The organism is Enterococcus sp. VV15 (assembly GCF_005236045.1).
Lineage (GTDB): Bacteria > Bacillota > Bacilli > Lactobacillales > Enterococcaceae > Enterococcus_B > Enterococcus_B durans.
In genome coordinates this window covers 1-23,170 of the sequence record NZ_QPTY01000002.1, presented here as the reverse complement: position 1 = coordinate 23,170, position 23,170 = coordinate 1, and the positions used below count along the sequence as shown (strand labels likewise).

Sequence of the window (23,170 nt, the reverse complement as noted above, 5' to 3'; positions counted from 1 at the left end):
AAACTGTCAAAAAAAGTCCAAATCGCTATTTTTTTGGCAGTTTCTTTGAAATAAATGGGTGTAAGATAAAAGCAGATTAAGAAAACGTTTGCAAAAATGGAGGAGATTATAATGACTGAATCAACGTATATCATGGCCATCGACCAAGGAACAACTAGTTCACGAGCAATCATCTTTGACAAAAAAGGGAGACATATCGGCAGCTCACAAAAGGAATTTACACAATTCTTTCCTAAAGAAAGTTGGGTAGAACATGATGCCAACGAAATTTGGAATTCTGTTCAATCCGTCATTGCGGGAGCATTTATTGAATCTGGAATTAAGCCGAATCAAATTGCTGGGATCGGTATTACGAATCAGCGTGAAACGACTGTCATTTGGGAAAAAGACACAGGCCGTCCTATCTATCATGCAGTTGTATGGCAATCTCGTCAATCTGCCGCTATTGCAGATAACCTCAAAAACGAAGGCTATCAAGAATTTTTCCATAAAAAAACAGGCTTAGTGATCGATGCTTATTTTTCAGCGACAAAAATTCGCTGGATTCTAGATCACGTAGAAGGAGCGCAAGAGCGAGCAGAAAAAGGCGAGTTACTTTTTGGAACAATTGATTCATGGTTGGTTTGGAAATTAACAGATGGACAAGCCCATGTGACCGACTATTCAAATGCGAGTCGAACAATGCTATTCAATATCCACGATCTTGATTGGGATCAAGAAATACTTGATCTATTAAATATCCCACGAGTGATGTTACCGAAACCAACTTCGAATTCTGAAGTTTACGGTTACACGCAAGGTTATCACTTTTATGGCAGTGAAGCGCCAATTTCTGGAATGGCAGGGGACCAACAAGCAGCTTTATTTGGTCAAATGGCATTTGAACCAGGAATGGTCAAAAATACGTATGGAACTGGTTCATTCATCGTCATGAATACAGGGGAAGAACCGCAATTATCTAAAAACAATTTATTGACGACGATCGGTTATGGGATAAATGGCAAGGTTTACTATGCACTTGAGGGGAGTATTTTTGTAGCTGGGTCATCGATCCAATGGTTACGTGACGGCTTGCAAATGCTCCAAAAAGCGAGTGACTCGGAAGAAGCTGCGAAACGTTCCACGAGTGATGATGAAGTCTACGTTGTCCCAGCTTTTGTAGGTCTAGGCGCTCCATATTGGGATCAAGCTGCTAGAGGTTCGATGTTTGGTTTGACGCGAGGCACAACGAAAGAAGACATCATCAAAGCTACTTTACAGTCAATCGCATATCAAGTAAGAGATATCATTGACACAATGCAAGATGATACAGGAATCAAAATCCCAGTGCTGAAAGTAGATGGCGGCGCATCAAATAATGAATATTTGATGCAATTCCAGACAGATATCTTGAATGTACCGATCCAAAGAGCGGAAAATTTGGAAACTACGGCATTAGGTGCTGCTTTCCTTGCTGGTTTGGCTGTCGGTTACTGGAAAGACACAGATGAGATCAGAGAATTTTATGAAGCTGGTAAAATGTTTGAAGTCGAAATGCCAGAAGAACGAAGAGAAAAACTATATAGTGGCTGGAAAAAAGCAGTCGCTGCTACACAAGCATTTGAGTAAAGGGAGGGAACGTTATGTTTTCAATAGGAACGAGACAAGAAAATATTGAAAAAATGCAACAAGAAGAATTAGATTTATTGATCATTGGTGGTGGGATCACTGGTGCTGGTGTAGCCATACAAGCAGCAGCTTCAGGAATCAAAACTGGTCTGATCGAAATGCAGGATTTTGCAGAAGGAACTTCTTCACGTTCAACGAAACTAGTCCATGGAGGAATTCGTTACTTAAAAACATTTGATGTGGAAGTAGTTGCTGATACAGTAGGCGAGCGAGCTGTTGTACAAAGTATCGCACCTCATATACCAAAACCTGATCCAATGCTACTACCGATCTACGAAGATGAAGGGGCGACGACATTCAATATGTTTTCAGTCAAAGTCGCAATGGATCTTTATGACAAGCTGGCAAATGTGACCGGTACCAAATACGAGAACTACACATTGACTCCCGAAGAAGTCTTAGAACGTGAACCTTTCTTGAAAAAAGAAGGTCTAAAGGGTGCAGGTGTATACTTGGACTTTCGTAACAACGATTCCCGTTTAGTCATCGAAAATATCAAGAAAGCAGCAGAAGATGGCGCTTATCTGGTAAGTAAAATGAAAGCGGTTGGCTTTTTATATGACAACGATCAGATCATAGGCGTTAAAGCGCGGGATTTATTAACAGACGAAGTAGTAGAAATCAAAGCAAAAATAGTGATCAATACAAGCGGTCCGTGGGTAGATAAGATACGCAACTTGAATTTCAAACGAGCAGTTTCCCCTAAAATGCGTCCTACAAAAGGAATCCATTTAGTGGTAGATGCCAAAAAATTACCAGTGCCACAACCAACTTATTTTGATACAGGAAAACAAGATGGCCGTATGGTCTTTGCGATCCCTAGAGAAAATAAAACCTATTTTGGCACAACTGATACAGATTATCAAGGAGACTACACCGATCCTAAAGTGACACAGGAAGATGTGGATTATTTGTTGGAAGTTGTCAACCATCGTTATCCAGAGGCGAATATCACGTTACAAGATGTTGAGGCAAGCTGGGCAGGCTTACGTCCTTTACTGATTGGAAATTCTGGTTCAGACTATAATGGCGGTGACAATGGTTCGATTTCAGATAAAAGCTTTGAGAAAGTAATCGATATAGTCACAGAATATAAAGAAAACAAAGTAACACGTGTAGAAGTCGAAGATGTATTGAATCACTTGGAAAACAGTCGCGACGAAAAAGCACCATCAACGGTTTCCCGAGGAAGTTCTTTGGAAAGAGAACCAGACGGATTAGTGACACTTTCTGGCGGTAAGATCACCGACTATCGTAAGATGGCAGAAGGGGCATTGAAATTGATCCGTCAATTGTTAAAAGACGAATATGGTGTGACAGCCAAAGAAATCGATTCGAAGCATTATCCAGTGTCAGGGGGAGATTTTGACCCAACTAAATTAGAAGAAACAGTCGAAGAATTAACAAAAATCGGTGTTGAAGCAGGATTAGCGGAGGAAGACGCTAGTTATATTGCGGACTTCTATGGCACGAATGCGAAGAAAATCTACGCACTTGCAAAAGATATGACACCATATCCAGGGTTAAGTTTGGCAGAATCTGCTCGCTTACGTTACGGATTAGAAGAAGAAATGGTCTTGGCACCAGGTGATTATTTGATTCGTCGAACAAACCATTTATTGTTTGAAAGAGATCAATTGGATGCAATCAAACAACCAATCATTGATGCAATCGCCACATACTTTGCTTGGTCACCAGAAGAGAAAAAACGTCAAGAAAATCGGTTAGAAGAATTGATTGCTGAGTCGGATTTACGTGACCTAAAGGAGGAGAAATAAATGAATGCAGAGATGACCCAGATCATGGGTGAATTCATTGGGACGATGATTTTGATTTTACTAGGTGATGGTGTTTGTGCGGCAGTCAATTTAAACAAGAGCAAAGCGCAAGCTTCAGGTTGGATCGTCATTGCATTTGGTTGGGGCATGGCTGTAACGATGGGTGTCTATATTTCTGGATTTATGGGACCAGCACATTTGAATCCAGCAGTATCTTTAGCTATGGCAATGACAGGAGCAATCGGTTGGAACCTCGTGATCCCATTTATTATTGCACAAATGTTAGGAGCTTTTGTTGGGGCGATTCTTGTTTGGTTAGCATATCTACCACATTGGGGCGTAACAAAAGACCAAGATGCTATTTTAGGTACATTTGCAACTGGTCCAGCTATACGTAATTATCCAGCTAACTTTATTACTGAATTGATTGGCACATTTGTCTTGGTTTTAGGGCTACTTGCATTTGGACAAAATGCTTTTGCAGATGGTACAAATGTATTTGCTGTCGGTGGATTGATTTTGGCTATCGGGCTTTCATTAGGCGGACCTACCGGATATGCGATAAATCCAGCTCGTGACCTTGGTCCACGCATTGCTCATGCAGTATTGCCGATCGGAAACAAAGGAACTTCAGACTGGGCCTATTCTTGGGTGCCAGTAGTTGGACCAATGGTTGGCGCTATTGTAGCAGTGGGAGTATACATGTTGATGGTCTAAGACGTTTGAATGTGGGACAAATCTAAAAGTCAGGTTTGCTACAGACTCTCGAATAAACGGTGTCCAAAAGTCAGTCATCAAAAAAAGTTTGGTAAAATAAGAGCAAATAATCAGATGCCGACGAATCGGTTCTGATCATTTGCTCTTTTGCTTGATTCAAATAGATTTAATTTGAGAAATCAGTTATTTGTTAATTTATTCAAGACATCCTTAGGGATTTTTGATTCTTCAATCGCAGATGGTCCCTTTGTTATTCGTTTTTTACTTACTTCAGCCGTGATGTAAGAATTTGGTTCTAAAGGCTGTGGTTTTTCAGAAGAAACGGCGTAGGACATGTCAATTTTTTGACCACTCTCAGTGACAAAGGTCAATTGATAGTCATAAGACTTTAAGTTATCCACTTTTTTTCCTTGATTATCCAGTGTATCTTTTAGTGGTGGAAATGTTTCCGGTATTTTTGCGTAGGCTGTTTCACTTTTATAGGTTTCTTCATAGTATTTATACCCTTTATATCCACCGAAGGCTAATAGCAAAAGGACGATTACAGCAATTACTTTTTTCATTGATTCACACTCTTTTCGTTTTTTCTTATTATCTATTAAACGCCAAATAAAGGAAAGCGAAACAGGTAACAATTTTGTTAGTTGAACAAACAAATTTCTTTGTTTGGTAAAAGCAATTTTTTGTATTAGTTGACAGGTAAAAATAAAGTTGATATAGTTGGGGTGAAAATAAATAAAACCTAGATGAATGAGGTATTTTGATGAGTGTAGTAGGTATCTAACGTAGTCAGTTGAATAGCCAATAAAGCATGAAGCTTATTTGGTGTGCGTATAGATGATACCTGTCAAAACCAATAGTTTGTATTCAACAAGGACGGGACATGTCTTATTTAAGTGGATGTCCTGTTCTTTTTATTTTATTGCTAGGTCTTATTTATTTGGGACAGGTATCTCTTCAATAAAGGAGAGAATATGAAAGATACACTCAATAAATTACAATTCGAAGAAATTAAAAGTGAAGTCAAAAAACGAGCTATCGGGAATCACAGTAAAGAACGAATCGATGAAATGACTATCCAAACAAATCTGCAAACTGTTCGAACCCGACAAACAGAAACGAAAGAAGCACGGCTCATCTTAGAAAGTAATCAGCATGTTCCATTCATGGGATTGACGAGGATCGATGCATTAACAGCGCAAGTGAAAAAAGGCTTGGTTTTGACTCCCTCAGAATTGATCGAGTATGCTGACTTTTTAAGAAGTAGTCGGTTGATTACGAAATTCTTTGAAAAAAATTGTTATCAGACACCGCTATTGTATGCGTATAGCAAAAATATGCCCAACCTAGTTGAAATCGAAGAGTTGATCTATCAACAAATCAAGAATCAAAAGGTAAGTGATGATGCTTCGCGACAGTTGCGAAAGGTACGAAAAAAGTTGCAAGTGACAGAAAAGGAAATCCAAGATCGCTTGTTGAAATTTTTGCGGCATCCCGCGAATAAAGAAATGATTCAAGAAACGATGATTGTTCGAAAAGGAGATCATTATACGATCCCAATCAAGGCAAGTTACAAAAACAAGATACCTGGAAGTATCATCGAGCAATCCAACAAAGGAACAACTGTATTTATTGAACCGACAGCTGTCGAAAAAGCAAGTGGGCACTACCAACTACTGAAAGCAGAAGAAATTGCAGAAGAGTACCAAGTGTTGGCAGCTTTGACTGGTGCATTGGCTGAGAAAGAATATGCAATTGATTTGATCATTGAGACTGTCACACGTTTAGATATTCTTTTTGCTCGGGCAAAGTATAGTCGGGAAATCAAAGGTGTCACGCCTATCGTCAATAAATCGGAATATATCAACATTAAACAGGGAAGACACCCTTTGTTGACAGGAAAGGCTGTCCCATTGGATTTTGAATTGGGGAAAGATTATCGTGGGTTAGTGATCACTGGCGCGAATGCCGGTGGAAAAACAGTCGTTTTGAAAACTGTGGGACTACTTACCCTCATGGCAATGTTCGGGTTGCAAGTACCAGCAGATGAAGGTACAGAGTTAGCAGTCTTTGATGGTGTTTTTGTCGATATCGGTGATCAACAGAATATTGAAAATGCCTTGAGTACGTTCTCTGGTCATATGCACAATATCGCAGCAATTTTAGGTAAAATCAAAAGGAATACGCTGGTTTTACTAGATGAGATCGGTAGTGGGACAGAGCCAAATGAAGGGGCAGCTTTGGCGGTGGCTATCATGGAAGCAATGTATGAAAAAGGCGCTTTGGTTGTTGCAACTACGCATTATGGGGAAATCAAAAAGTTTGCCAAAGACCATGAAGACTTTATTCCTGCGGATATGGCATTTGACCGAGAAAAATTGAAGCCGAAGTATCTTCTGCGAGTTGGTGAAACTGGCGAAAGCCAAGCGCTGTGGATCGCCAAAAAAATGGAGATGTCTCCAGAGCTTATTCAACAAGCACAACATTATATCCACAATAAGGCCTATCAAACAAAGAAAAAAGCATTCCAAACGCTCGTCCAGAAGGAAAACGTGAAAGAAAAATTGGAACGATTTTCAAAAGGGGATCGAGTATTCTCGACCATCCATCAAAAAGAAGGTCTGATTTTTGAAGATCAAGGAGAAGACACATTGATCTTTTACTTGGACAGTGAAAAAATCAAAGTCCCACGTTCTCGTGTGACTCTAAAAAGGCGCGCAGAAGAATTGTACCCAGAAAATTATGATCTGGACAGTCTATTTACAGATTTCAAAACGAGAAAATGGCAGAGGGATATCGAACGTGGCTCGAAAAAAGCCCACAAACAATTAGCTAAAGAAGCGCGTGAACGTCAGAAAAATCAGCGAAAAACGTAAAATACGGATACCCAGCGGCAAGGTAAAAATTGGCACATCTATTTTGTTAGGTTAGAATAGACTAAAGTCTATTTAAGGGGCTGTAAAAGATGAAGCAACTATCCAATTGGCGTAAAGAAATACGAACGATTCCCAACCTATTATCTCTTTTTCGTGTTGTGGTATTACCTTTTTATCTTTATCTTGTCGCGCAACATTCTTTTTATTTAGCTGGCGTGATCATCGCTATTTCAGGTCTTATTGATTTTTTAGACGGTTTTATTGCTCGCCGTTTCAATCAAATCACGGAATTAGGAAAAATCCTTGATCCTGTGGCTGATAAATTGACTCAATTGTTTTTGATTCTGTCCATGGCATGGCAACGTCCACTGATTTGGCTCGTATTAGGTCTATTCATTGTCAAAGAAGGCTTTATGTTACTGGCTGGAATCATTGGTCTCAGGCATCATGTCAAATTAGATGGTGCAAAATGGTATGGAAAATTAGCGACCGCTGTCATCTATGCAGGAATGGTAATTTTGTTACTTTTTCCTGACCTCACCGGCAGAGGGGTCAACTGGATATTTGGTGTGATCACTTATTGTTTGGCACAATCATTTGTGCTGTATATAGGTACCTACCGAAAATTATTAAAATCAGTCGATGATTAAAAACAGAGGTCGAGACAAAAGTCGTTTAGGTTTGAGGAATTTGAGAAAAAAACGAACAATACGCTTTTTGTATTGCTCGTTTTTTTAATTTCAGAAAAGCCTGACTTTTGGATGCCGTTTATCCGAGAGTCTGTAGCAAAACTGATTTTTAGATTTGTCCCATATTCTATTTTTATTTCATTATGGTTTGATATAAGAAAAGCCTTTTTCTTGTAATTCAATCAGATCTAAAACACCCGTTGGTACGACGACCACTTTTTCAGGTAGTGCTTTTTCACTGATCTCATTCGCACGTAAAGCGTTAGCGCAAGCATGGAATGTTATATCTGGTAATGCGAGGAAATCCGCATTCTGGTTATCAAGATAGCCTGTTATTCCGTGACCGTTAACAGTAACGATGCTCTCTGTTTTCGGTGCTGCTTTCAGTAGATTTTTGACGTTTTGCTCCGTTTCGAGCCACTTTGCTGTTTCGTCGATGTGAAAGACAACTTTCATTGTTTCGCTCCTTACTTTTTGATAATCATATTGATTGCTTGTTCCATTTTTTTTGCTTGCTCCTCTGGACTATTCTCAGGGTGTTCCAAACAATCCTTGAGATTTTCGGCAACGATCATCCCCATGACACGATCAATACTGGAACGAACGGCGCTCAACTGCGTAATAACATCCATACATTCTTTATCTTCGTCGATCATTTTTTGGATGCCGCGTATTTGACCTTCCGTGCGCTTTAAACGATTCATAATGTTTTTGTTATCGATTTCCATCTTGAATCCTCCTTGTTGTTCTATTTGGATAATACCCTACATAGGTATAGTTTGTAAATAAATAGGTCGATTTTTTAATTTAGGAATCGAATAGTTGACAAATATCAGTATATTGTGTTGAATATACCCCGTGTGGTATTTTAAAAAATTAAACGAGGTGGCATAAAAATGATGTTGTTCCAAACGATAAAATCTATTACAATTGCTGAATTAAAAGGAAAACTGAAAAGTTCTATTCAATTGATCGATGTGAGAACGCCAAATGAATACCGGGGTGGGCATATTCGTCAAGCCAAGAATATACCGTTGCAAAGAATCAATAGTTTTAAAGGAGATCAGACAAAACCTGTTTATGTGATCTGTCAGTCAGGTATGCGAAGCAAGCAGGCAACGAAAGAATTGAACAAAATGGGCTATCAGGCGATCAATGTACGTGGTGGCATGAATCAATGGTTGGATAAAACAATAGGAGGTAAGTAAATGAAAGTAGTGATTATTGGTGGTGTAGCAGGAGGAATGTCTGCAGCAACTAGATTACGCCGCTTAAAAGAAGATGCAGAAATCGTCGTTTTTGAAAAAGGACCATTTGTTTCATTTGCCAATTGTGGACTGCCCTATTATGTTTCGGGGGAAATTGACGAACGTGAAAAACTTTTAGTCCAAACACCTGAGACGTTAGCTGCTCGTTTTCAACTTGATGTCCGTCCAAATCATGAGGTCACAGCTATTTTAACGGATGAGAAAAAAGTCGAAGTACAGCATGATGGAAAACGGACAATGGAATCATATGACGTACTTTTGCTTTCTCCAGGAGCAAAACCGTTTGTACCACCTATTGCTGGTCTGTCGGAAGCGAAAAACGTCTTCACCGTTAGAAATGTACCAGACATTGATAAGATAATGCACGTCCTTGATACCCAACTAAGACAAGCAGTAGTTGTCGGTGCAGGATTTATTGGGCTCGAGATGGCAGAAAATTTGACCAAACGAGGACTTGAAGTAACAGTTGTGGAGAGTGCGCCACATATTTTGCCGACCTTAGATGAAGAAATGGCTGCATTTGTTCATGCAGAATTAGAAGAAAAAGGTGTAACAGTCAAAACGAATCAAGCGGTCATCGCTTTTGAAGAGGAAGGCCAGTTATTACGTTTGGCAGATGGTACCGCTATTTCTTCCGAACTGACGATTTTATCTGTAGGAGTAGCTCCTGACAGTACATTGGCAAAACAAGCCGGTCTAGAAACTGGAATCAAAGGCGGTATTCTCGTTGATGAATATTATCAAACGAGTGATCCTGCTATTTATGCAGTAGGCGATGCAATCATCGTTAAACAACAAATCACAGGTGAGGACGTGTTAATTTCGTTGGCCTCCCCAGCCAATCGTCAAGGACGTCAAGTAGCAGATAATATCGCTGGCACTGCACGAAAGAACCAAGGAAGTATCGGTACGGCAATCTTACGTGTATTTGATCTGACTGCAGCTTCTACAGGATTAAATGAACGGGCAGCTAAACAAGCAGGTCTCTCTTATTCAGTTATCCATGTCTCAGGAAAGGATCATGCAAGTTATTATCCAGACGCATCTGATCTTCTTTTGAAATTGATCTTTGATCCAAAAACTGGCGAAATCTACGGAGCACAAGGAATCGGTGAAAAAGGCGTGGATAAAAGAGTAGATGTTCTGGCTACTGCAATCAAAGGAAAGTTAACCATTTTTGATTTACCGGAATTAGAATTGACTTATGCGCCACCCTTCGGTTCAGCAAAAGATCCGGTGAACATGTTAGGTTATGCAGCTATGAATGTTGCAGAAGGATTAAGTGAGCCAATCCAATGGCATGAATTACCAGAAGATTTGGCCAATGGAAAAGTATTATTGGATGTGCGAAATGAAGGTGAATTAGCCAATGGCGCATTTCCGAATGCTACAAATATTCCTTTGCACGAGTTACGTTGTCGCTTGAGCGAGTTAGAGAAGAACCAAGAATACATCGTAAGTTGCCATAGTGGACTACGAAGTTATTTAGCTGAACGTATCTTAAAACAAGCTGGTTTCCATGTTCAAAATTTAGACGGCGCATTTGCTCTATATCGTGCAGTACGCCCAAATGAACTCGTTTATCCGCATCAATAAACGAGTCCTTCTATTTTTGTCGTTTATGTGTATCGAGTGTGGGGTAAAAAGGTTTTTTCCTTTTGTCTTACACTCTTTTTTTAGGTATGTTTTAAAAACGTTATTTTAATTTATTAAATTTTACTTAACTAGATACAAAGTAAAATACATCAGTTATTCTTCAAGTTACTATAAAGATGTAATTGGTGTTTTTGACTGAAAGAATAAGTAAGTGTGAAATCAAGAATGGGTTGAGAAAATAGTACTTTTAAAGGAGTCGAGAATGAATAAAAGAGTTAAAAGAGAAGATGTTTCAAGTCTTTTGATAAAAGACAAGTATTTCGCAAAGGGGAACGGTTGGTTAAAGATAAAACAAACAGTCATTGTGATAATTGGATGGAGTGCAGTGGTCGTCCCATTTATCTGGGTTGGACTTTCAATAAATGCTTCTGCAATGGGAGAAGGCTTTCGATTTCATTATTTTCCTGAAGAAAGTCGGACGGCTTACTTCTTATTTTTCTTACTAGCAATTGCATTTATGGTATTTATTATAGTATTCCTTTTAATGACACGTTGGAATAATCGAAGATATAAAAAAATGCTGCGAAGTGAAAAAATGTATGATGAACAAAAATTAGAGAAACGCAAAGAAATTCTAGAAAAAGAGTATGCACAACGATTTGGTTCAAAGGAAGAGCGGGAAGCAGTTTGTTATTATGTTGTTTCTGAAGAGCAAAATCTTGAAAAAGATCTAATCAGTAACCTCTATGAAAAAGAGGGGGTGGACTAAAATGACATCGATTATCCATTCAGGTAGTGAATTAGTGAATCAAATTGTAACGATAGGCTATTATTTACTTGTTTCCTATCCTATCTTAGGTAGTTTTGGTTGGTTTATTGGTGTGTTGTGTTATACGTTTCTATTTAAGTATAAACAAATCGATTGGGTAGAGATTCCCAGCGAGGTCGAACCGTTCATTACGATTATGGTACCAGCCCATAATGAAGAAGTTGTGATTGAAGAAACAATCAATTATTTGATGACTAAAATCAACTATGAAAATTATGAGGTTTTAGTCACTGATGATGGTTCGACAGATCAAACACCAACTATTCTTGCACGTTTACAAAAAAAGTATTCTAAACTTCGAGTGATCCGTATTGATAAAAATAAAGGAAAAGCACATGCTTTTGATATTGGGATGGCATTTGCTAAAGGACGACTAATCTTAAGTAATGATGCCGATACCGTTCCGGAACCTGATGCTTTATCAAGGTATGTGAACTATTTTATTCGCCCAGGTGGCAGAAATATCTCTGCTGTTACAGCCAATATGGATGTGAAAAACCGTACCTCGCTATTAGGCAAGTCACAGACGGTAGAATTTTCTAGTATTGTCGGGATCATCAAACGAACGCAATCTGCTGTTTTTGGTGGACTCTATGCCTATAGTGGAGCCAATACAATGTACCGAAAAGATGCATTGATCGATGTCGGAGGGTTTCGGCAAGATCGTGCTACCGAAGATATCAGTATCGCTTGGGATCACCAGCTAAATGGTTGGATTTCTATTTTTGCACCAAAAATCATTTTCTTTATGGAAGTACCGACCACGTTACCTATGCTTTACCGTCAAAGAAAGCGTTGGGCAAAGGGTGGTACAGAGGTTTGGCTAACAAACTTTAGAAAAGTATTGTTCCATCCATTTGAAAATCTAGGGCGAACGATGATGTTCATTGATCAGACATTGAGTATTTTATGGTCGTTATTCTTCTGTATTTCCTTTGTCGTATTTCTTGTTTTGATGGGAAGTTATATTTACCAAGGGAATACGGAACGGATTTATCAAACGCTGACAATCAGCTTTGTCTTTGTTTGTTTCGAAATGATTTCAGGGATCTTCCAATTGGTGGCTTCTCTTTTAGTTGATGATCAAGGAAGGAAATTAAAATATCTGCTATTTGCTCCTTTATATATGCTCCTTTTTTGGATGGTGAACGCGATAACGATCGTGACAACCTTTATTCCTGCGATTAAAACAATTTTAGGTTACGGCAGTGGGACATGGACAAGCCCAGAACGAAAAAGTGAATAGGAATTAGTCTCAAGAAATCAGAAGGAATTCACAAAAATTTGAAAATCAAATTTCGTGAATTCCTTCTGATTTTTCGGAGTTATATACTTCTGTTCCAAACGTTTCTCCATTATTTTTCGTATGAGGCAATTTACTGATTTTGGTAAAAATCATTGTGACTTTCTTCCTCAGCAAAAGGCTCTACATGAACATCCGTTTCGTGGACTTGAAATTTCTCTAATAAAACCTGTTCGATGCTATCAGCGATAGTATGGCTTTCTTTTACAGTTAGATTGGAATCCATCAATACGGTGATATCAACATAGATATTTGAACCATAATTTCGTCCTCGAATATCTTTCACTTGTCTTACTTCAGGAATTTTTTCAATTGTTTCTTTATAACGAACAAGTTCAGCTTGATCGAAACCGTCGGATAATGAAAACGAACTTTCCCTAAAAATATCAACAGCCGTTTTTAAAATCAGTAGTCCGACAACCATTGCTGCTAGTGTGTCTAACCAACCCAACTGAAAGGATGCAGCAAAAACAGCAATTGCTGTACCGATACTTGTCCAGGCATCGCTTCGATTATCTTTTGCTGCAGTCAGAAGCCCAGGACTTTTAACTTTTTCGGCTAACTTTTTGTTGAAGTAATAGACGATGTACATAAGGATAGCGGAAAAAATACCTACGATCGCAGCAGTAATATCGGGACTCCCCGTCTCCTTGTCCATGAAAGAACGAATGGACGAATACAGGACCTCAATCCCTACCAGCAACATGATAAAGGAAGTCACTAGGCTGGCAATATTCTCTGCTTTCCAGTGACCGTAACGGTGTTCATTATCTGCAGGCTTCCGAGAAATCCGAAGGCCGATCAATACAGCAATCGATGCAAGGATATCTGTAAAATTATTCAATCCATCTGCTCTTAAAGCTTCAGAATCTGCGATATTTCCGATAAAAAGTTTTAGGATCGATACGATGATATAAGCCAGAATACTGACGATAGCACCTAATTCGGCTTGTTTCAATTGTTGGTATCTTTCGTTGTTCATAAATGTTCACTCCAAAATAAAAATATTTTACTATCATATAATATTTTGAGTGTCTATTTAGTAAAGTGTGTAAAATATAATAGTTTTGGAGTAGCGAAATTCTGTACTATGCATCTCTTAAATCCATCCATAGTAAAGTCGAAGAAAGATTTTTTGCCAACTAGAAAATCAGCAATGGAACATTTCAAACATGAAAAACTATTTTTCTCTGTTCATTCTTATTGCTTGATGCAGAACAGCCTTTTCACAACCTTTATGCATATGTTTTGAGCTTTGCTTTTCTCCGTGTTAGGGTGGGATTGTACCGAATAAGAAGGAGGAAACTGACACATGGCAAAAATAGATTTACCACAAGTCGAAACTCATCTTTATATCAACGGCAAATGGCTGGAGGGATCGGAAGGTACTTTTGAGGTTAAGAATCCTGCAACTGGGGAGATATTAGCCACTGTTCAAAAGGGTGGAGAAAAGGAAACGAAAGAGGCAATTCAGGCGGCTAATAAAGCGTTTGAAGGCTGGTCACAAACTTCTCCTGCAGAACGAGCAAAATTAATGAATAAAATGGCAGATCTAGTAGAAAATGATAGTGAACGATTGGCAAAAATCATGACGATGGAACAAGGAAAACCGCTAAGTCAAGCGGCAGCGGAAATCCAAACTAATGTGGAAAATCTTCGGTGGAATGCGGCAGAAGGACAGCGTATTTTAGGGGAAATCGTTCCTTCACCAACTACTAATCAATGGCAAGTCCGGAAACAGCCAGTGGGAGTAGTAGGAGCCATTACTCCTTGGAACTTTCCTTCTAATATGATCATTCGGAAGATATCGCCAGCAATCGCAGCGGGTTGTACGGTGATTTTAAAACCCGCAAAAGCGACACCGCTTTCAGCACTAGCGCTAATGGAACTATTTGATCAAGCTGGATTTCCTGAAGGAGTCGTCAATATCGTAATGGGGGATTCTTCAACGATTGGTAAGATCTTATCAGAATCTGATGACATTCAAAAAATCACTTTTACAGGTTCAACCGAAGTAGGCCAAATATTAAATGAACAAGCGGCTCCGACATTGAAAAAAGTTTCAATGGAACTCGGTGGGCATGCTCCATTTATTATTTTCCCTGATGCGGATTTAGAATTAGCGACAGAGATGTTGATCAAAACTAAATTTATCAACAATGGACAAGTGTGTACGTCACCTAATCGAATCTTTATCCATAAAGAGATCAAACAAAAAGCAACAGATCTTATCATGGAAAAGATGAAAGGTGTATCTGTAGGTAATGGGTTAGACGATCCAACAACAGGTCCGCTGATCAATGAAGAAGGAATCGAGAAAATCGAAGAACAACTGAAGGATGCAGTTGATAAAGGGGCACAGATCCTTTGTGGTGGAAAGCGCTTGACAGAAGGCGAGTATGCGAACGGCCTTTTCTTTGAACCAACTGTTTTAGACGGTGTAACAAAAGAAATGGCGATTTTTTATGAAGAAACGTTTGGACCGGTCATTCCACTGATTATATTTGAAGAGGAAGATCAAGTAATCAAGGATGCCAATGATACGATTTTCGGCCTGGCTTCTTACTTCTTCTCGACCAATATCCACACAGTCGATCATGTCAGCAATCAACTGCAATATGGGATGGTGGGAGTAAATGATACAGCGATATCTAACTCTGCTACGCCTTTTGGTGGGGTCAAACATTCCGGATTCGGTCGTGAGAATGGAATCTATGGTGTCGAAGAATATATTGAGGTAAAATTTGTGACGATTCGAACGGCTAAGTAAAAGCACAGCAAATAGAAGAATACGAAAATCAGAGGAGGCTGGGACAGAAGTGTTCAACTCCGAGAAATAAGAAGAAATTCACGAAAATTGCTTTTTAAATTTTTGTGAATTTCGGCTTATTTCCGAAGGTGTTGCTTCTGCTCCATCCTCTTTTCGAATAATCGATGTACGTAATTTCACTAAAAAAAGTCAAAAAACTCCAAAAAACGTAAGAAGTAATTTTGGTTTTTTTGACTTTTTTCTTATAAGTGAACACTTATTTCTGAGTCTTGCTGTCTATCAATTCTTTTTGATATTCATGATAAACATGATAAAGATTCAATTCGTATTCTTTTTTTGCGTTTGTTACTACGGTGTCTAAAATCAGCCCGGTAACTAGTGAAAGTAAAGCCAGTATCATCAATCCAGTACTCAAAATAGCCGAAGGTACCCGTGTGATGAAATGGGTCAACATATATTCACGAAGAACTGGTACGCCAGTGAATAGACCAAATAAAAAGAAGAAAAGTGTCCAGACCCCAAAGAACATCAGCGGTTTGTAATCTTTGCACATTTTGATGATCATCATGATCACTTTAAAACCATCGGAAAAAGTATTTAACTTTGATTCACTTCCTTCTGGACGATCGCGATAATCAATAGGGATTTCTACTAACTTGAATTTTTTATCTAATGCATGGATCGTTAGTTCCGTTTCGATTTGGAAACCAGAACTCATGATAGGGAAGCTTTTGACAAAAATTCGATTAAATCCACGATAGCCAGTCATGACATCGCGTATTTTCGTTTTATACAGTTGCGTGATCGTATTTTTAACTAGATTATTACCGAAATCATGGAAAGGACGCTTGTTTTCATCAAAATACGTACCGTTTGACAGTCGGTCACCAATGACCATATCCGCTCTGCCTGAACGAAGTTGATCGAGTAACTCATGGGCCGCTTCTGCTGGATAGGTATCATCACCATCGACCATTAGATAATAATCTGCTTCAATATCAAAAAACATTTGCCGAATCACATTTCCTTTTCCTTGGCGAGGCTCTTTTTTAACGATTGCACCACACTGTAGGGCTAGATCATACGTGTTGTCTGTCGAATTATTGTCATATACATAAATGTCTGCTTGTGGTAATTCGCGTTTAAAGTCTGCAATGACAGTCGAAATCGTTGCTTCTTCATTGTAACAAGGAATTAGAACAGCAATTTTTTCTTGTTGTTCCATTTTTCACTCTCCTTAAATCATCGAAAACACATTTTCCTTTTAAGAATACCGTATCATTTTCGTAAATACTAGTATTCCTAGAGAAAATTAACTTCTTTTTTAGCGCACTTCATAAAGAAATCCCTACGAAAAAACGAAGATGTTTTTTCAGAGAAGGGATAAGAAATCAATTCTATACAGTTAAGCAAATTCACTTTTTTTTCGTGTAATATCTAAAACAGTACCTGTGTAGGCATCTGCTAAGAATTCATAGTAGACAACTTCACCATCTTCGATTCGTGATATACCACCTCGATATGCCTTCGAATGGATCGCAAATTTTCGAGTAGGTTCTTTTTCAAAGGAAATCCAGGAACCTTCAATAGAGCCTTCTTTTAAAAATGATTCTTTGATTTGATGCAAGACTTCATCCGCAGATAAGGTCTTTTTTCGATGATACCAAATAGTTGAAGCAACCCCGCTTAACAATCCAAGTCCGATTCCCACAGCAAGACCGCTTTTAAAATAGCTTAGTTCGCTTTCTTCATACATACGTCTTACCTCCTTTTATATCCAATAGCTTCTTTGTGTTTATTCTACCATACTATGGGTTTTTCTTTGAAATAAATAACCACCACTTGTGAAAATAAGTTATAATAAATCCAAGTGATTGGCTAAAATCGCTAAGGTTTGCGTCAATCAACAATAAGTTTGAGAGGAGCATAGTCTGAATTTTAGACGAACTTTATATGGACGAAAAAACATTTCAACGTATCAAAGAACTAACAGAACTTCAAGGAACAAGTGGCTTTGAGCAAGACATCCGGGATTATATGGGCGCACACATGGAGCCTTTAGTGGATGAATTACAACAAGACGGGCTAGGTGGGATCTTTGGCTTACGTCACCATGATGATGCGGATGCTCCGCGCGTAATGGTTGCGGCACATATGGATGAAGTTGGCTTCATGTTGACCCAGATCCAAGAAAATGGTTTATTTAAAGTCGTACCTTTAGGTGGATGGAATCCTTATGTCGTTTCTGCCCAACGTTTTACGTTAAAAACGTCAACAGGAAAAAATTATCCATGTATTTCTTCCTCTGTACCACCACATTTATTACGCGGTACAAGTGGCCAAAAAGCAGTTGAAGTCACAGATATTTTATTTGATGCGGGCTTTGAGTCACGTGAAGAAGCAATGAGCTTTGGCGTATTACCTGGTGATACGATCGTTCCTTATGCAGAAACAGTCAAAACAGCCAATGGAAAAAATATCATCAGTAAATCTTGGGATGATCGTTACGGCTGTACAATGGTCTTAGAAGCTTTGGAAGCATTGCAAAATGAAACATTAGGGCATACTTTGATCGCTGGAGCAAATGTACAGGAAGAAGTGGGCTTACGTGGCTCTAAAGTTTCTGTCAACAAATTCAAACCAGATCTTTTCTTTGCAGTTGATTGTTCAGCAGCGGACGATACAAGAACAAAGAATGGCACTTTTGGTCATTTAGGGGAAGGGACATTGATGCGTATCCAAGATCCAGGTTTGATCATGTTACCTCGTCTACGTGAGTATTTATTGGATGTTGCTGAAACGAATCATATTCCTTACCAATACTTTGTTTCAAAAGGCGGAACTGACGCAGGTGCGGCACATACTCAAAATGAAGGAATCCCAAGTACAGTGATCGGTGTTGTAGGGCGTTACATCCATACACATCAAACGATGTTCAGCATCCGTGATTTTGAGGCAGCCAGAGAAATGCTGATCCAAACATTAAAAGGGTTAGACAAATCAACTGTTGATACAATCGTATATGGAAAATAAAATATAAGAGAAATGGAAAGTAGCGTATTGCTGAAATATTTATTTTTAACGATACTCTAGAAAACCTTAGAGGCTGGGACAGAAGTGTTTAACTCCGAGAAATAAGAAGAAATTAATGAAAATTGCTTTTTAAATTTTTGTGAATTTTGGCTTATTTAAGAAGGAGTTGCTTCTGCTCCCACCGTTTATTCGTTTTTAAAGTATGAGACAAAAATGTTTCTTACTTTTGTCCCACGCTGAAACATACCGAGTCTATTCCATATCTCTTAGAAAATAAGCCTCAACAATCCGAACATAGCTTTTTATGTTTTTAGGATCGTTAAGGCTATTTTTGTAGGATCTGAACACATTTTTCACAATTTAGGCTTTGGGTTGGTCAGTTTTGGATAAAGGTGTATAATCTAGATGTAAGAAAAAGAAAAGAGGTAAACAGATGATTATTCCTGAGGGTTTAGAAGAATTAGCTAGTTATGTGGAAAAAGGAAATAATATCTTTTTCTTTACTGCAGATTGGTGTGGGGATTGCCGCTTTATCAAACCGCAGATGCCAGAGATCGAAAATGATTTTTCTGGATGGAATTTTATTGAAGTTGATCGTGACAAATACATAGATGTAGCCGCTGAGTGGAGCATTTTTGGAATTCCAAGTTTTGTCGTCATCCAAGACGGAAAAGAATTAGGCCGTCTGGTAAACAAAGACAGAAAAACAAAACAAGAAGTCGAGGATTTCTTAAATCGTGTGATTGAGGGTTAACATCTGCTAGGAGGGATCAAGATGGAACAAGAATATCAAAATATTTTAGTCGGTATCGATGGTAGTGAACAAGCACTTTTAGCGTTTAAAAAAGCGGTCGAAGTTGCTCGAAGAAATCGAGGTACTGTATACGTAGTGAATGTGATCGATCAACAATTTTATAATTTTATGGGATATGCCCCAATCGATCAAACAGTAGTGGATCAACAAACAGAAGCAGCAAAACAAATGATTGAAGACTGCAAAGCTTACGGGAAAACCGTTGATTATCAAGATATTGAAGGAATCATTGCCTACGGTTCGGTTAGAGAAACAATGGCAATCAATTTACCTAAAAAATATAAAATCGATTTGATCATGGTAGGACAATCAGGTCTAAATGCAGTTGAACGCTTTATGACTGGAAGTGTGGCAAGCTATGTCATTCGTCGAGCACCTTGTGACGTCTTGATCGTTTCAGATGAAGAAGAAGCGGCAACAAAAGAATAAGAACATGCAAAAAGCGTGTTAGCGCATTGTTTATTTGAATTTTTAAGAGGCCGGGACAGAAGTGGCTAGATTCAAGAAATAAGAAGGAAATTCCAAAAATTATTTCTGCAATGTTTGTGGGATTTTGGCTGATTTCTTGAAAAGGCTACTTCTGGAACACCGTTTATCCGCAAAAGAGTGTGTGACAAGGATTTCGTCATACCCCTTTATTTTTTTTTGAATCAGAAAATACTATAACGTATGGCAAAAAGGTCTTATTTTTTGGATGAAAAAAATCTCATGCATCGATCAACAATTTTTGTTAAGATAAGTGACAGCAAATGATACTGGAGGAAAAAACATGATTTTTGCTTACAATAAAGCACATGTCGGTGATACTTTGATGGTGATCATAGCCGATGATAAAGGAACGGAAAATAGCGTTATCCGCAAAGGAAATGTCGCACAAGTAAAGGATGAATCAGGACAAATCGTTGCCTGGAATTTTTTCCATCTTTCCGACCATCTCGTTATTGAAGGAAACGGACAAGTTGAAGTAACGAAAGAACAATTAGCCGAATTGAACCGATTAGTAAAAGAAGCAGGCTTCACGGAAACACTCGTTGAAGATAATGAGCCTAAAATCGTTGTCGGCTATGTCAAAACTTGTGTCCCACATCCTGACTCAGATCATTTATCAATCACGGAAACACAAGTAAGCGATAGTGAAACATTGCAAATCGTTTGTGGAGCACCAAATATCGAAGCTGGACAAAAAGTTGTTGTAGCGAAACCAGGTGCGATGATGCCTGATGGAATGATGATTTGGCCAGGTACTTTACGTGGGGTAGAAAGTTTTGGCATGATCTGTTCTGCGAAAGAATTGCAGTTGCCAAATGCCCCAGAAAAGAAGGGCATATTGGTATTGCCAGCAGATGCAGTGATAGGGGAAGATTTCTTAAAGACCCGCAGTGTTTAACATAAAAAAATAATTTTTGATGTGAAAAAACCTCCCAAGAAAATGATGATTTCTTTGGGAGGTTTTTCGTTTTGGGGAAGACGATAGTTTCTATAGTTAATGGAATCAGTTTCCTGAATTCGATGATTGGTTTTGTTTTAATGCAGATTGATCGATCGTCAATTCAACTGTAGCAGTTTTTTCATCTTTTTCTTGGTAATAAGTGATTTTTACTGTGTCACCAACTTTTTTCTTATAAAGAGCTGATTGTAACTCAACTCCAGATGAAACTTCTGTATCATCGATTTTAGTAATTACATCATATTGTTTCAAACCAGCTTTTTCAGCAGGTGTTGCTGGTTGGACACTTGCCACGATCACACCATTTGTGACTGAAGAAGGAATCTTCAAGACTTGTTCTTTTTGCTGCGTTGAAACATAAGATAAATCGTACATCGTAATTCCTAATGCAGGACGGGTCACTTTACCATCTTTTTCAAGTTGGTTGATGATATTGACTACATCATTACTTGGGATTGCAAAGCCCATACCTTCAACACTTACTCCAGATGAAGATTCAGAAGTAGTAGCGATTTTACTTGAGTTGATCCCAATCACTTGTCCTTCAATGTTGATCAGTGGACCACCTGAGTTACCAGGATTGATTGCAGCATCTGTTTGGATCGCATTGATATTTACAGTTTCGTTGGATTCATTTGTACTTGTCACTTGTCGGTTCAAAGAAGAAACGATACCCGATGTCACTGAATTGGCATATTCGGAACCTAAAGGAGAACCAATTGCAATCGCAGGTTCACCAACTTTTAAAGCACTAGAGTCGCCAAATGAAGCAACTTTATCCACTTTATCTGATTGGATCTTCAATACAGCTAAATCAGAATAAGCATCAGTTCCAACTAATTCTGCTTTGACTTTTGTCCTATCTTTGAGCAAAACTTCTAATCCTTGTTGCCCATCAACTACGTGGTTATTTGTTACGATATATGAAGTGTTGCCCTCTTTTTTGTAGATCACACCACTCCCTTCACTAGAAGCTTCTAGATCACTATCTTCAGTACTTTGTTGCTGTTGCCCAAATAGTTTGCCAAAATCGTTCGATTGATTTTGACTTTGCAAGTTGATAACGGAAACTACTGCATCTTGTACTTTATCTACAGCACTAGTAATATCTGAATCTACATTCACTTTGACATTTTCTACAACAGTTTCACCTGCGGAATTCTGGTTACCCCCAGTACTCGTATTGGAGTTACCGTTTCCTAATGCAGCATAAAAAATACCCGCTGTTAACAATCCTCCAATCACACCACCGACTAAACCTAGTCCAAGTTTGCGCCAAAGACCATTGTTTTTCTTTTTCATTTTTGATGTCACATCTTTTCTATCCATGTGGCCTGCCTCCAATTATTATTTTCTTTTATTTAAGTATAGACCTATTTGTTAAATTTAGTCTACTTTGAGACTATGAACTTTTTATGAAAAAGCTTAGGAAAAATCATTGATTTCAGATGAAAAAAATAAAAAAATACTTTTCCACAAGATATGTGTAAAAAACACGGTATAAACTGAGGAAAAACAAGAGTATTTTTTATCCACAATATGTTGATAAAGTGGATAAAACTGTGAGAAACATATGTTTGCTTAAGAAATACTTATAAAATAAGCAAAGAACACCTCTTTTTCTGTGGATAAACCTGTGGATGTTGTGTATAACTATGTGGGAATCTTTATAAAAAATAAATCCGTCATTCCATGTCCTATCCGGAACGAAATTCTATTATAATGGAAGAAGAAATCAAATAGAGGAGTACGAGAATGTGAATATCAAAATAATTTCAGTCGGGAAATTGAAAGAAAAGTACCTGATCCAAGGAATTCAGGAATATGTTAAAAGATTACAGGCCTATGCCAAAATCGAATTAATCGAAGTACCCGATGAAAAAGCACCAGAAAATCTAAGTGATGCCCAGATGCGCCAAGTGAAGGAAAAAGAAGGAGCACGAATCTTAAGTAAAATAAAAGAACAAGAATACGTCTATGCCTTAGCTATTGAAGGAAAAAATCCCACTAGTGAAGCATTTGCCAAGCAAATCAATCAATTAGGCATCCAAGGAAAAAGCCACCTTGTTTTTGTCATCGGTGGTTCATTAGGACTAAGCGAGGCAGTCATGAAAAGAAGCAACACCCAAATCTCCTTTGGCAAAATGACTTATCCACACCAACTGATGCGTCTGATCCTCGTCGAACAAATCTATCGTGCCTTTCGGATCAATACAGGGGCTCCGTATCATAAGTGATGTGTTGGAGGAATAGTTGAAATAAGAGAAACATATCATAAACTTTAGCAGAAAGTTTAAGGTTGAGAAGTCAAGTCCATAATCCTGTGTAAAATACTATACAATGTTTTACCGGTCTCTCATTGATCAAACTTAATATATTTTC

General features: G+C 38.4%; 22 protein-coding genes. 15 read left to right on the top strand and 7 right to left on the bottom strand.

Going from position 1 to position 23,170, the window contains the following annotated elements; all coding sequences use genetic code 11:
- The first annotated feature begins 111 nt into the window (after positions 1-111).
- Genes glpK through DVW83_RS01155 form a run of 3 tightly spaced genes read left to right on the top strand, consistent with a single transcriptional unit; the run spans position 112 to position 4,163 of the window.
- On the top strand, positions 112-1,608 hold the full coding sequence (gene glpK, locus DVW83_RS01165) for a glycerol kinase GlpK (RefSeq protein ID WP_123862736.1): 1,497 nt from the start codon (positions 112-114) through the stop codon (positions 1,606-1,608).
- A gap of 14 nt (positions 1,609-1,622) precedes the next feature.
- Positions 1,623-3,446 carry a type 1 glycerol-3-phosphate oxidase gene (gene glpO / locus DVW83_RS01160; RefSeq protein ID WP_104660995.1) on the top strand — a complete coding sequence of 608 codons (1,824 nt, stop codon included), beginning with the start codon at positions 1,623-1,625 and terminating at the stop codon, positions 3,444-3,446.
- A complete protein-coding gene (locus DVW83_RS01155; protein ID WP_005875469.1) occupies positions 3,447-4,163 on the top strand; it encodes an MIP/aquaporin family protein in 717 nt (238 codons plus the stop codon). It begins immediately after the preceding gene.
- A 179-nt stretch (positions 4,164-4,342) separates the two neighbouring features.
- On the opposite strand, the gene DVW83_RS01150 is transcribed toward DVW83_RS01155, so the two are convergent.
- Positions 4,343-4,726, bottom strand: a complete 384-nt coding sequence (locus DVW83_RS01150; protein ID WP_104660994.1) for a DUF1093 domain-containing protein — start codon at positions 4,724-4,726, stop codon at positions 4,343-4,345.
- Between the two features lie 411 nt (positions 4,727-5,137).
- On the opposite strand from DVW83_RS01150, the gene DVW83_RS01145 reads away from it, so the two are divergent.
- Positions 5,138-7,039 carry an endonuclease MutS2 gene (locus DVW83_RS01145; RefSeq protein ID WP_137238922.1) on the top strand — a complete coding sequence of 634 codons (1,902 nt, stop codon included), beginning with the start codon at positions 5,138-5,140 and terminating at the stop codon, positions 7,037-7,039.
- Between the two features lie 89 nt (positions 7,040-7,128).
- On the top strand, positions 7,129-7,689 hold the full coding sequence (locus tag DVW83_RS01140; RefSeq protein ID WP_104660992.1) for a CDP-alcohol phosphatidyltransferase family protein: 561 nt from the start codon (positions 7,129-7,131) through the stop codon (positions 7,687-7,689).
- Between the two features lie 180 nt (positions 7,690-7,869).
- Here DVW83_RS01140 and DVW83_RS01135 read toward each other — a convergent pair whose 3' ends face one another.
- Both DVW83_RS01135 and DVW83_RS01130 read right to left on the bottom strand, forming a co-directional pair.
- Complete coding sequence (locus DVW83_RS01135) at positions 7,870-8,184, bottom strand: DsrE family protein (RefSeq protein ID WP_137238920.1); 315 nt, start codon at positions 8,182-8,184, stop codon at positions 7,870-7,872.
- An 11-nt stretch (positions 8,185-8,195) separates the two neighbouring features.
- A complete protein-coding gene (locus DVW83_RS01130; RefSeq protein ID WP_005875480.1) occupies positions 8,196-8,456 on the bottom strand; it encodes a metal-sensitive transcriptional regulator in 261 nt (86 codons plus the stop codon).
- 168 nt (positions 8,457-8,624) lie between these two features.
- Between DVW83_RS01130 and DVW83_RS01125 the strand changes: the two genes are divergently transcribed.
- The 4 genes from DVW83_RS01125 (at position 8,625) to DVW83_RS01110 (ending at position 12,667) form a co-directional block, all read left to right on the top strand.
- A complete protein-coding gene (locus DVW83_RS01125; RefSeq protein WP_104660990.1) occupies positions 8,625-8,936 on the top strand; it encodes a rhodanese-like domain-containing protein in 312 nt (103 codons plus the stop codon).
- On the top strand, positions 8,937-10,592 hold the full coding sequence (locus DVW83_RS01120; protein ID WP_104660989.1) for an FAD-dependent oxidoreductase: 1,656 nt from the start codon (positions 8,937-8,939) through the stop codon (positions 10,590-10,592).
- 262 nt (positions 10,593-10,854) lie between these two features.
- The gene (locus DVW83_RS01115; RefSeq protein WP_104660988.1) at positions 10,855-11,361 is read left to right on the top strand and encodes a hypothetical protein; all 507 of its coding nucleotides are present in this window, start codon (positions 10,855-10,857) and stop codon (positions 11,359-11,361) included.
- 1 nt (position 11,362) lies between these two features.
- Positions 11,363-12,667 (top strand): glycosyltransferase family 2 protein, encoded by a 1,305-nt coding sequence (locus DVW83_RS01110; RefSeq protein WP_104660987.1) that lies wholly within the window; start codon positions 11,363-11,365, stop codon positions 12,665-12,667.
- 130 nt (positions 12,668-12,797) lie between these two features.
- Here the strand turns inward: DVW83_RS01110 and DVW83_RS01105 are convergent, their stop codons facing one another.
- A complete protein-coding gene (locus DVW83_RS01105) occupies positions 12,798-13,706 on the bottom strand; it encodes a cation diffusion facilitator family transporter (RefSeq protein ID WP_104660986.1) in 909 nt (302 codons plus the stop codon).
- 330 nt (positions 13,707-14,036) lie between these two features.
- Here DVW83_RS01105 and DVW83_RS01100 point away from each other — a divergent pair, with 330 nt between their 5' ends.
- Positions 14,037-15,494: an NAD-dependent succinate-semialdehyde dehydrogenase gene (locus DVW83_RS01100; protein WP_137238918.1), complete on the top strand. Its 1,458-nt coding sequence runs from the start codon at positions 14,037-14,039 to the stop codon at positions 15,492-15,494.
- A gap of 256 nt (positions 15,495-15,750) precedes the next feature.
- Here the strand turns inward: DVW83_RS01100 and DVW83_RS01095 are convergent, their stop codons facing one another.
- Both DVW83_RS01095 and DVW83_RS01090 read right to left on the bottom strand, forming a co-directional pair.
- A complete protein-coding gene (locus tag DVW83_RS01095) occupies positions 15,751-16,719 on the bottom strand; it encodes a glycosyltransferase family 2 protein (protein WP_123862742.1) in 969 nt (322 codons plus the stop codon).
- A 180-nt stretch (positions 16,720-16,899) separates the two neighbouring features.
- A complete protein-coding gene (locus DVW83_RS01090) occupies positions 16,900-17,250 on the bottom strand; it encodes a PepSY domain-containing protein (protein WP_104662162.1) in 351 nt (116 codons plus the stop codon).
- A gap of 197 nt (positions 17,251-17,447) precedes the next feature.
- On the opposite strand from DVW83_RS01090, the gene pepA reads away from it, so the two are divergent.
- The 4 genes from pepA to ytpR all read left to right on the top strand — a co-directional run bounded on the left by pepA (position 17,448) and on the right by ytpR (position 20,728).
- Positions 17,448-18,527, top strand: coding sequence for a glutamyl aminopeptidase (gene pepA / locus DVW83_RS01085; protein ID WP_104662163.1), 1,080 nt, complete (start codon positions 17,448-17,450; stop codon positions 18,525-18,527).
- A 433-nt stretch (positions 18,528-18,960) separates the two neighbouring features.
- The gene (locus DVW83_RS01080) at positions 18,961-19,281 is read left to right on the top strand and encodes a thioredoxin family protein (RefSeq protein ID WP_005875492.1); all 321 of its coding nucleotides are present in this window, start codon (positions 18,961-18,963) and stop codon (positions 19,279-19,281) included.
- 21 nt (positions 19,282-19,302) lie between these two features.
- A complete protein-coding gene (locus DVW83_RS01075) occupies positions 19,303-19,770 on the top strand; it encodes a universal stress protein (RefSeq protein WP_081133844.1) in 468 nt (155 codons plus the stop codon).
- 340 nt (positions 19,771-20,110) lie between these two features.
- Positions 20,111-20,728: a YtpR family tRNA-binding protein gene (ytpR, locus tag DVW83_RS01070; protein ID WP_104661778.1), complete on the top strand. Its 618-nt coding sequence runs from the start codon at positions 20,111-20,113 to the stop codon at positions 20,726-20,728.
- Between the two features lie 105 nt (positions 20,729-20,833).
- On the opposite strand, the gene DVW83_RS01065 is transcribed toward ytpR, so the two are convergent.
- Positions 20,834-22,117 carry a S1C family serine protease gene (locus DVW83_RS01065; RefSeq protein ID WP_104661777.1) on the bottom strand — a complete coding sequence of 428 codons (1,284 nt, stop codon included), beginning with the start codon at positions 22,115-22,117 and terminating at the stop codon, positions 20,834-20,836.
- A gap of 428 nt (positions 22,118-22,545) precedes the next feature.
- Here DVW83_RS01065 and rlmH point away from each other — a divergent pair, with 428 nt between their 5' ends.
- A complete protein-coding gene (gene rlmH, locus DVW83_RS01060; protein ID WP_104661776.1) occupies positions 22,546-23,025 on the top strand; it encodes a 23S rRNA (pseudouridine(1915)-N(3))-methyltransferase RlmH in 480 nt (159 codons plus the stop codon).
- Positions 23,026-23,170 lie beyond the last annotated feature (145 nt).

Bases quoted from the DNA above. Each gene is read 5' to 3' on its own strand.
- DVW83_RS01080 (WP_005875492.1), top strand. From the start codon at position 18,961: ATGATTATTCCTGAGGGTTTAGAAGAATTAGCTAGTTATGTGGAAAAA.
- pepA (WP_104662163.1), top strand. From the start codon at position 17,448: ATGGACGAAAAAACATTTCAACGTATCAAAGAACTAACAGAACTTCAA.
- DVW83_RS01150 (WP_104660994.1), bottom strand. From the start codon at position 4,726: ATGAAAAAAGTAATTGCTGTAATCGTCCTTTTGCTATTAGCCTTCGGT.
- glpO (WP_104660995.1), top strand. From the start codon at position 1,623: ATGTTTTCAATAGGAACGAGACAAGAAAATATTGAAAAAATGCAACAA.
- DVW83_RS01105 (WP_104660986.1), bottom strand. From the start codon at position 13,706: ATGAACAACGAAAGATACCAACAATTGAAACAAGCCGAATTAGGTGCT.
- glpK (WP_123862736.1), top strand. From the start codon at position 112: ATGACTGAATCAACGTATATCATGGCCATCGACCAAGGAACAACTAGT.
- DVW83_RS01100 (WP_137238918.1), top strand. From the start codon at position 14,037: ATGGCAAAAATAGATTTACCACAAGTCGAAACTCATCTTTATATCAAC.
- DVW83_RS01095 (WP_123862742.1), bottom strand. From the start codon at position 16,719: ATGGAACAACAAGAAAAAATTGCTGTTCTAATTCCTTGTTACAATGAA.
- DVW83_RS01120 (WP_104660989.1), top strand. From the start codon at position 8,937: ATGAAAGTAGTGATTATTGGTGGTGTAGCAGGAGGAATGTCTGCAGCA.
- DVW83_RS01140 (WP_104660992.1), top strand. From the start codon at position 7,129: ATGAAGCAACTATCCAATTGGCGTAAAGAAATACGAACGATTCCCAAC.
- DVW83_RS01130 (WP_005875480.1), bottom strand. From the start codon at position 8,456: ATGGAAATCGATAACAAAAACATTATGAATCGTTTAAAGCGCACGGAA.
- DVW83_RS01115 (WP_104660988.1), top strand. From the start codon at position 10,855: ATGAATAAAAGAGTTAAAAGAGAAGATGTTTCAAGTCTTTTGATAAAA.
- DVW83_RS01065 (WP_104661777.1), bottom strand. From the start codon at position 22,117: ATGGATAGAAAAGATGTGACATCAAAAATGAAAAAGAAAAACAATGGT.
- DVW83_RS01135 (WP_137238920.1), bottom strand. From the start codon at position 8,184: ATGAAAGTTGTCTTTCACATCGACGAAACAGCAAAGTGGCTCGAAACG.
- ytpR (WP_104661778.1), top strand. From the start codon at position 20,111: ATGATTTTTGCTTACAATAAAGCACATGTCGGTGATACTTTGATGGTG.
- DVW83_RS01110 (WP_104660987.1), top strand. From the start codon at position 11,363: ATGACATCGATTATCCATTCAGGTAGTGAATTAGTGAATCAAATTGTA.
- DVW83_RS01090 (WP_104662162.1), bottom strand. From the start codon at position 17,250: ATGTATGAAGAAAGCGAACTAAGCTATTTTAAAAGCGGTCTTGCTGTG.
- DVW83_RS01075 (WP_081133844.1), top strand. From the start codon at position 19,303: ATGGAACAAGAATATCAAAATATTTTAGTCGGTATCGATGGTAGTGAA.
- DVW83_RS01125 (WP_104660990.1), top strand. From the start codon at position 8,625: ATGATGTTGTTCCAAACGATAAAATCTATTACAATTGCTGAATTAAAA.
- DVW83_RS01145 (WP_137238922.1), top strand. From the start codon at position 5,138: ATGAAAGATACACTCAATAAATTACAATTCGAAGAAATTAAAAGTGAA.
- DVW83_RS01155 (WP_005875469.1), top strand. From the start codon at position 3,447: ATGAATGCAGAGATGACCCAGATCATGGGTGAATTCATTGGGACGATG.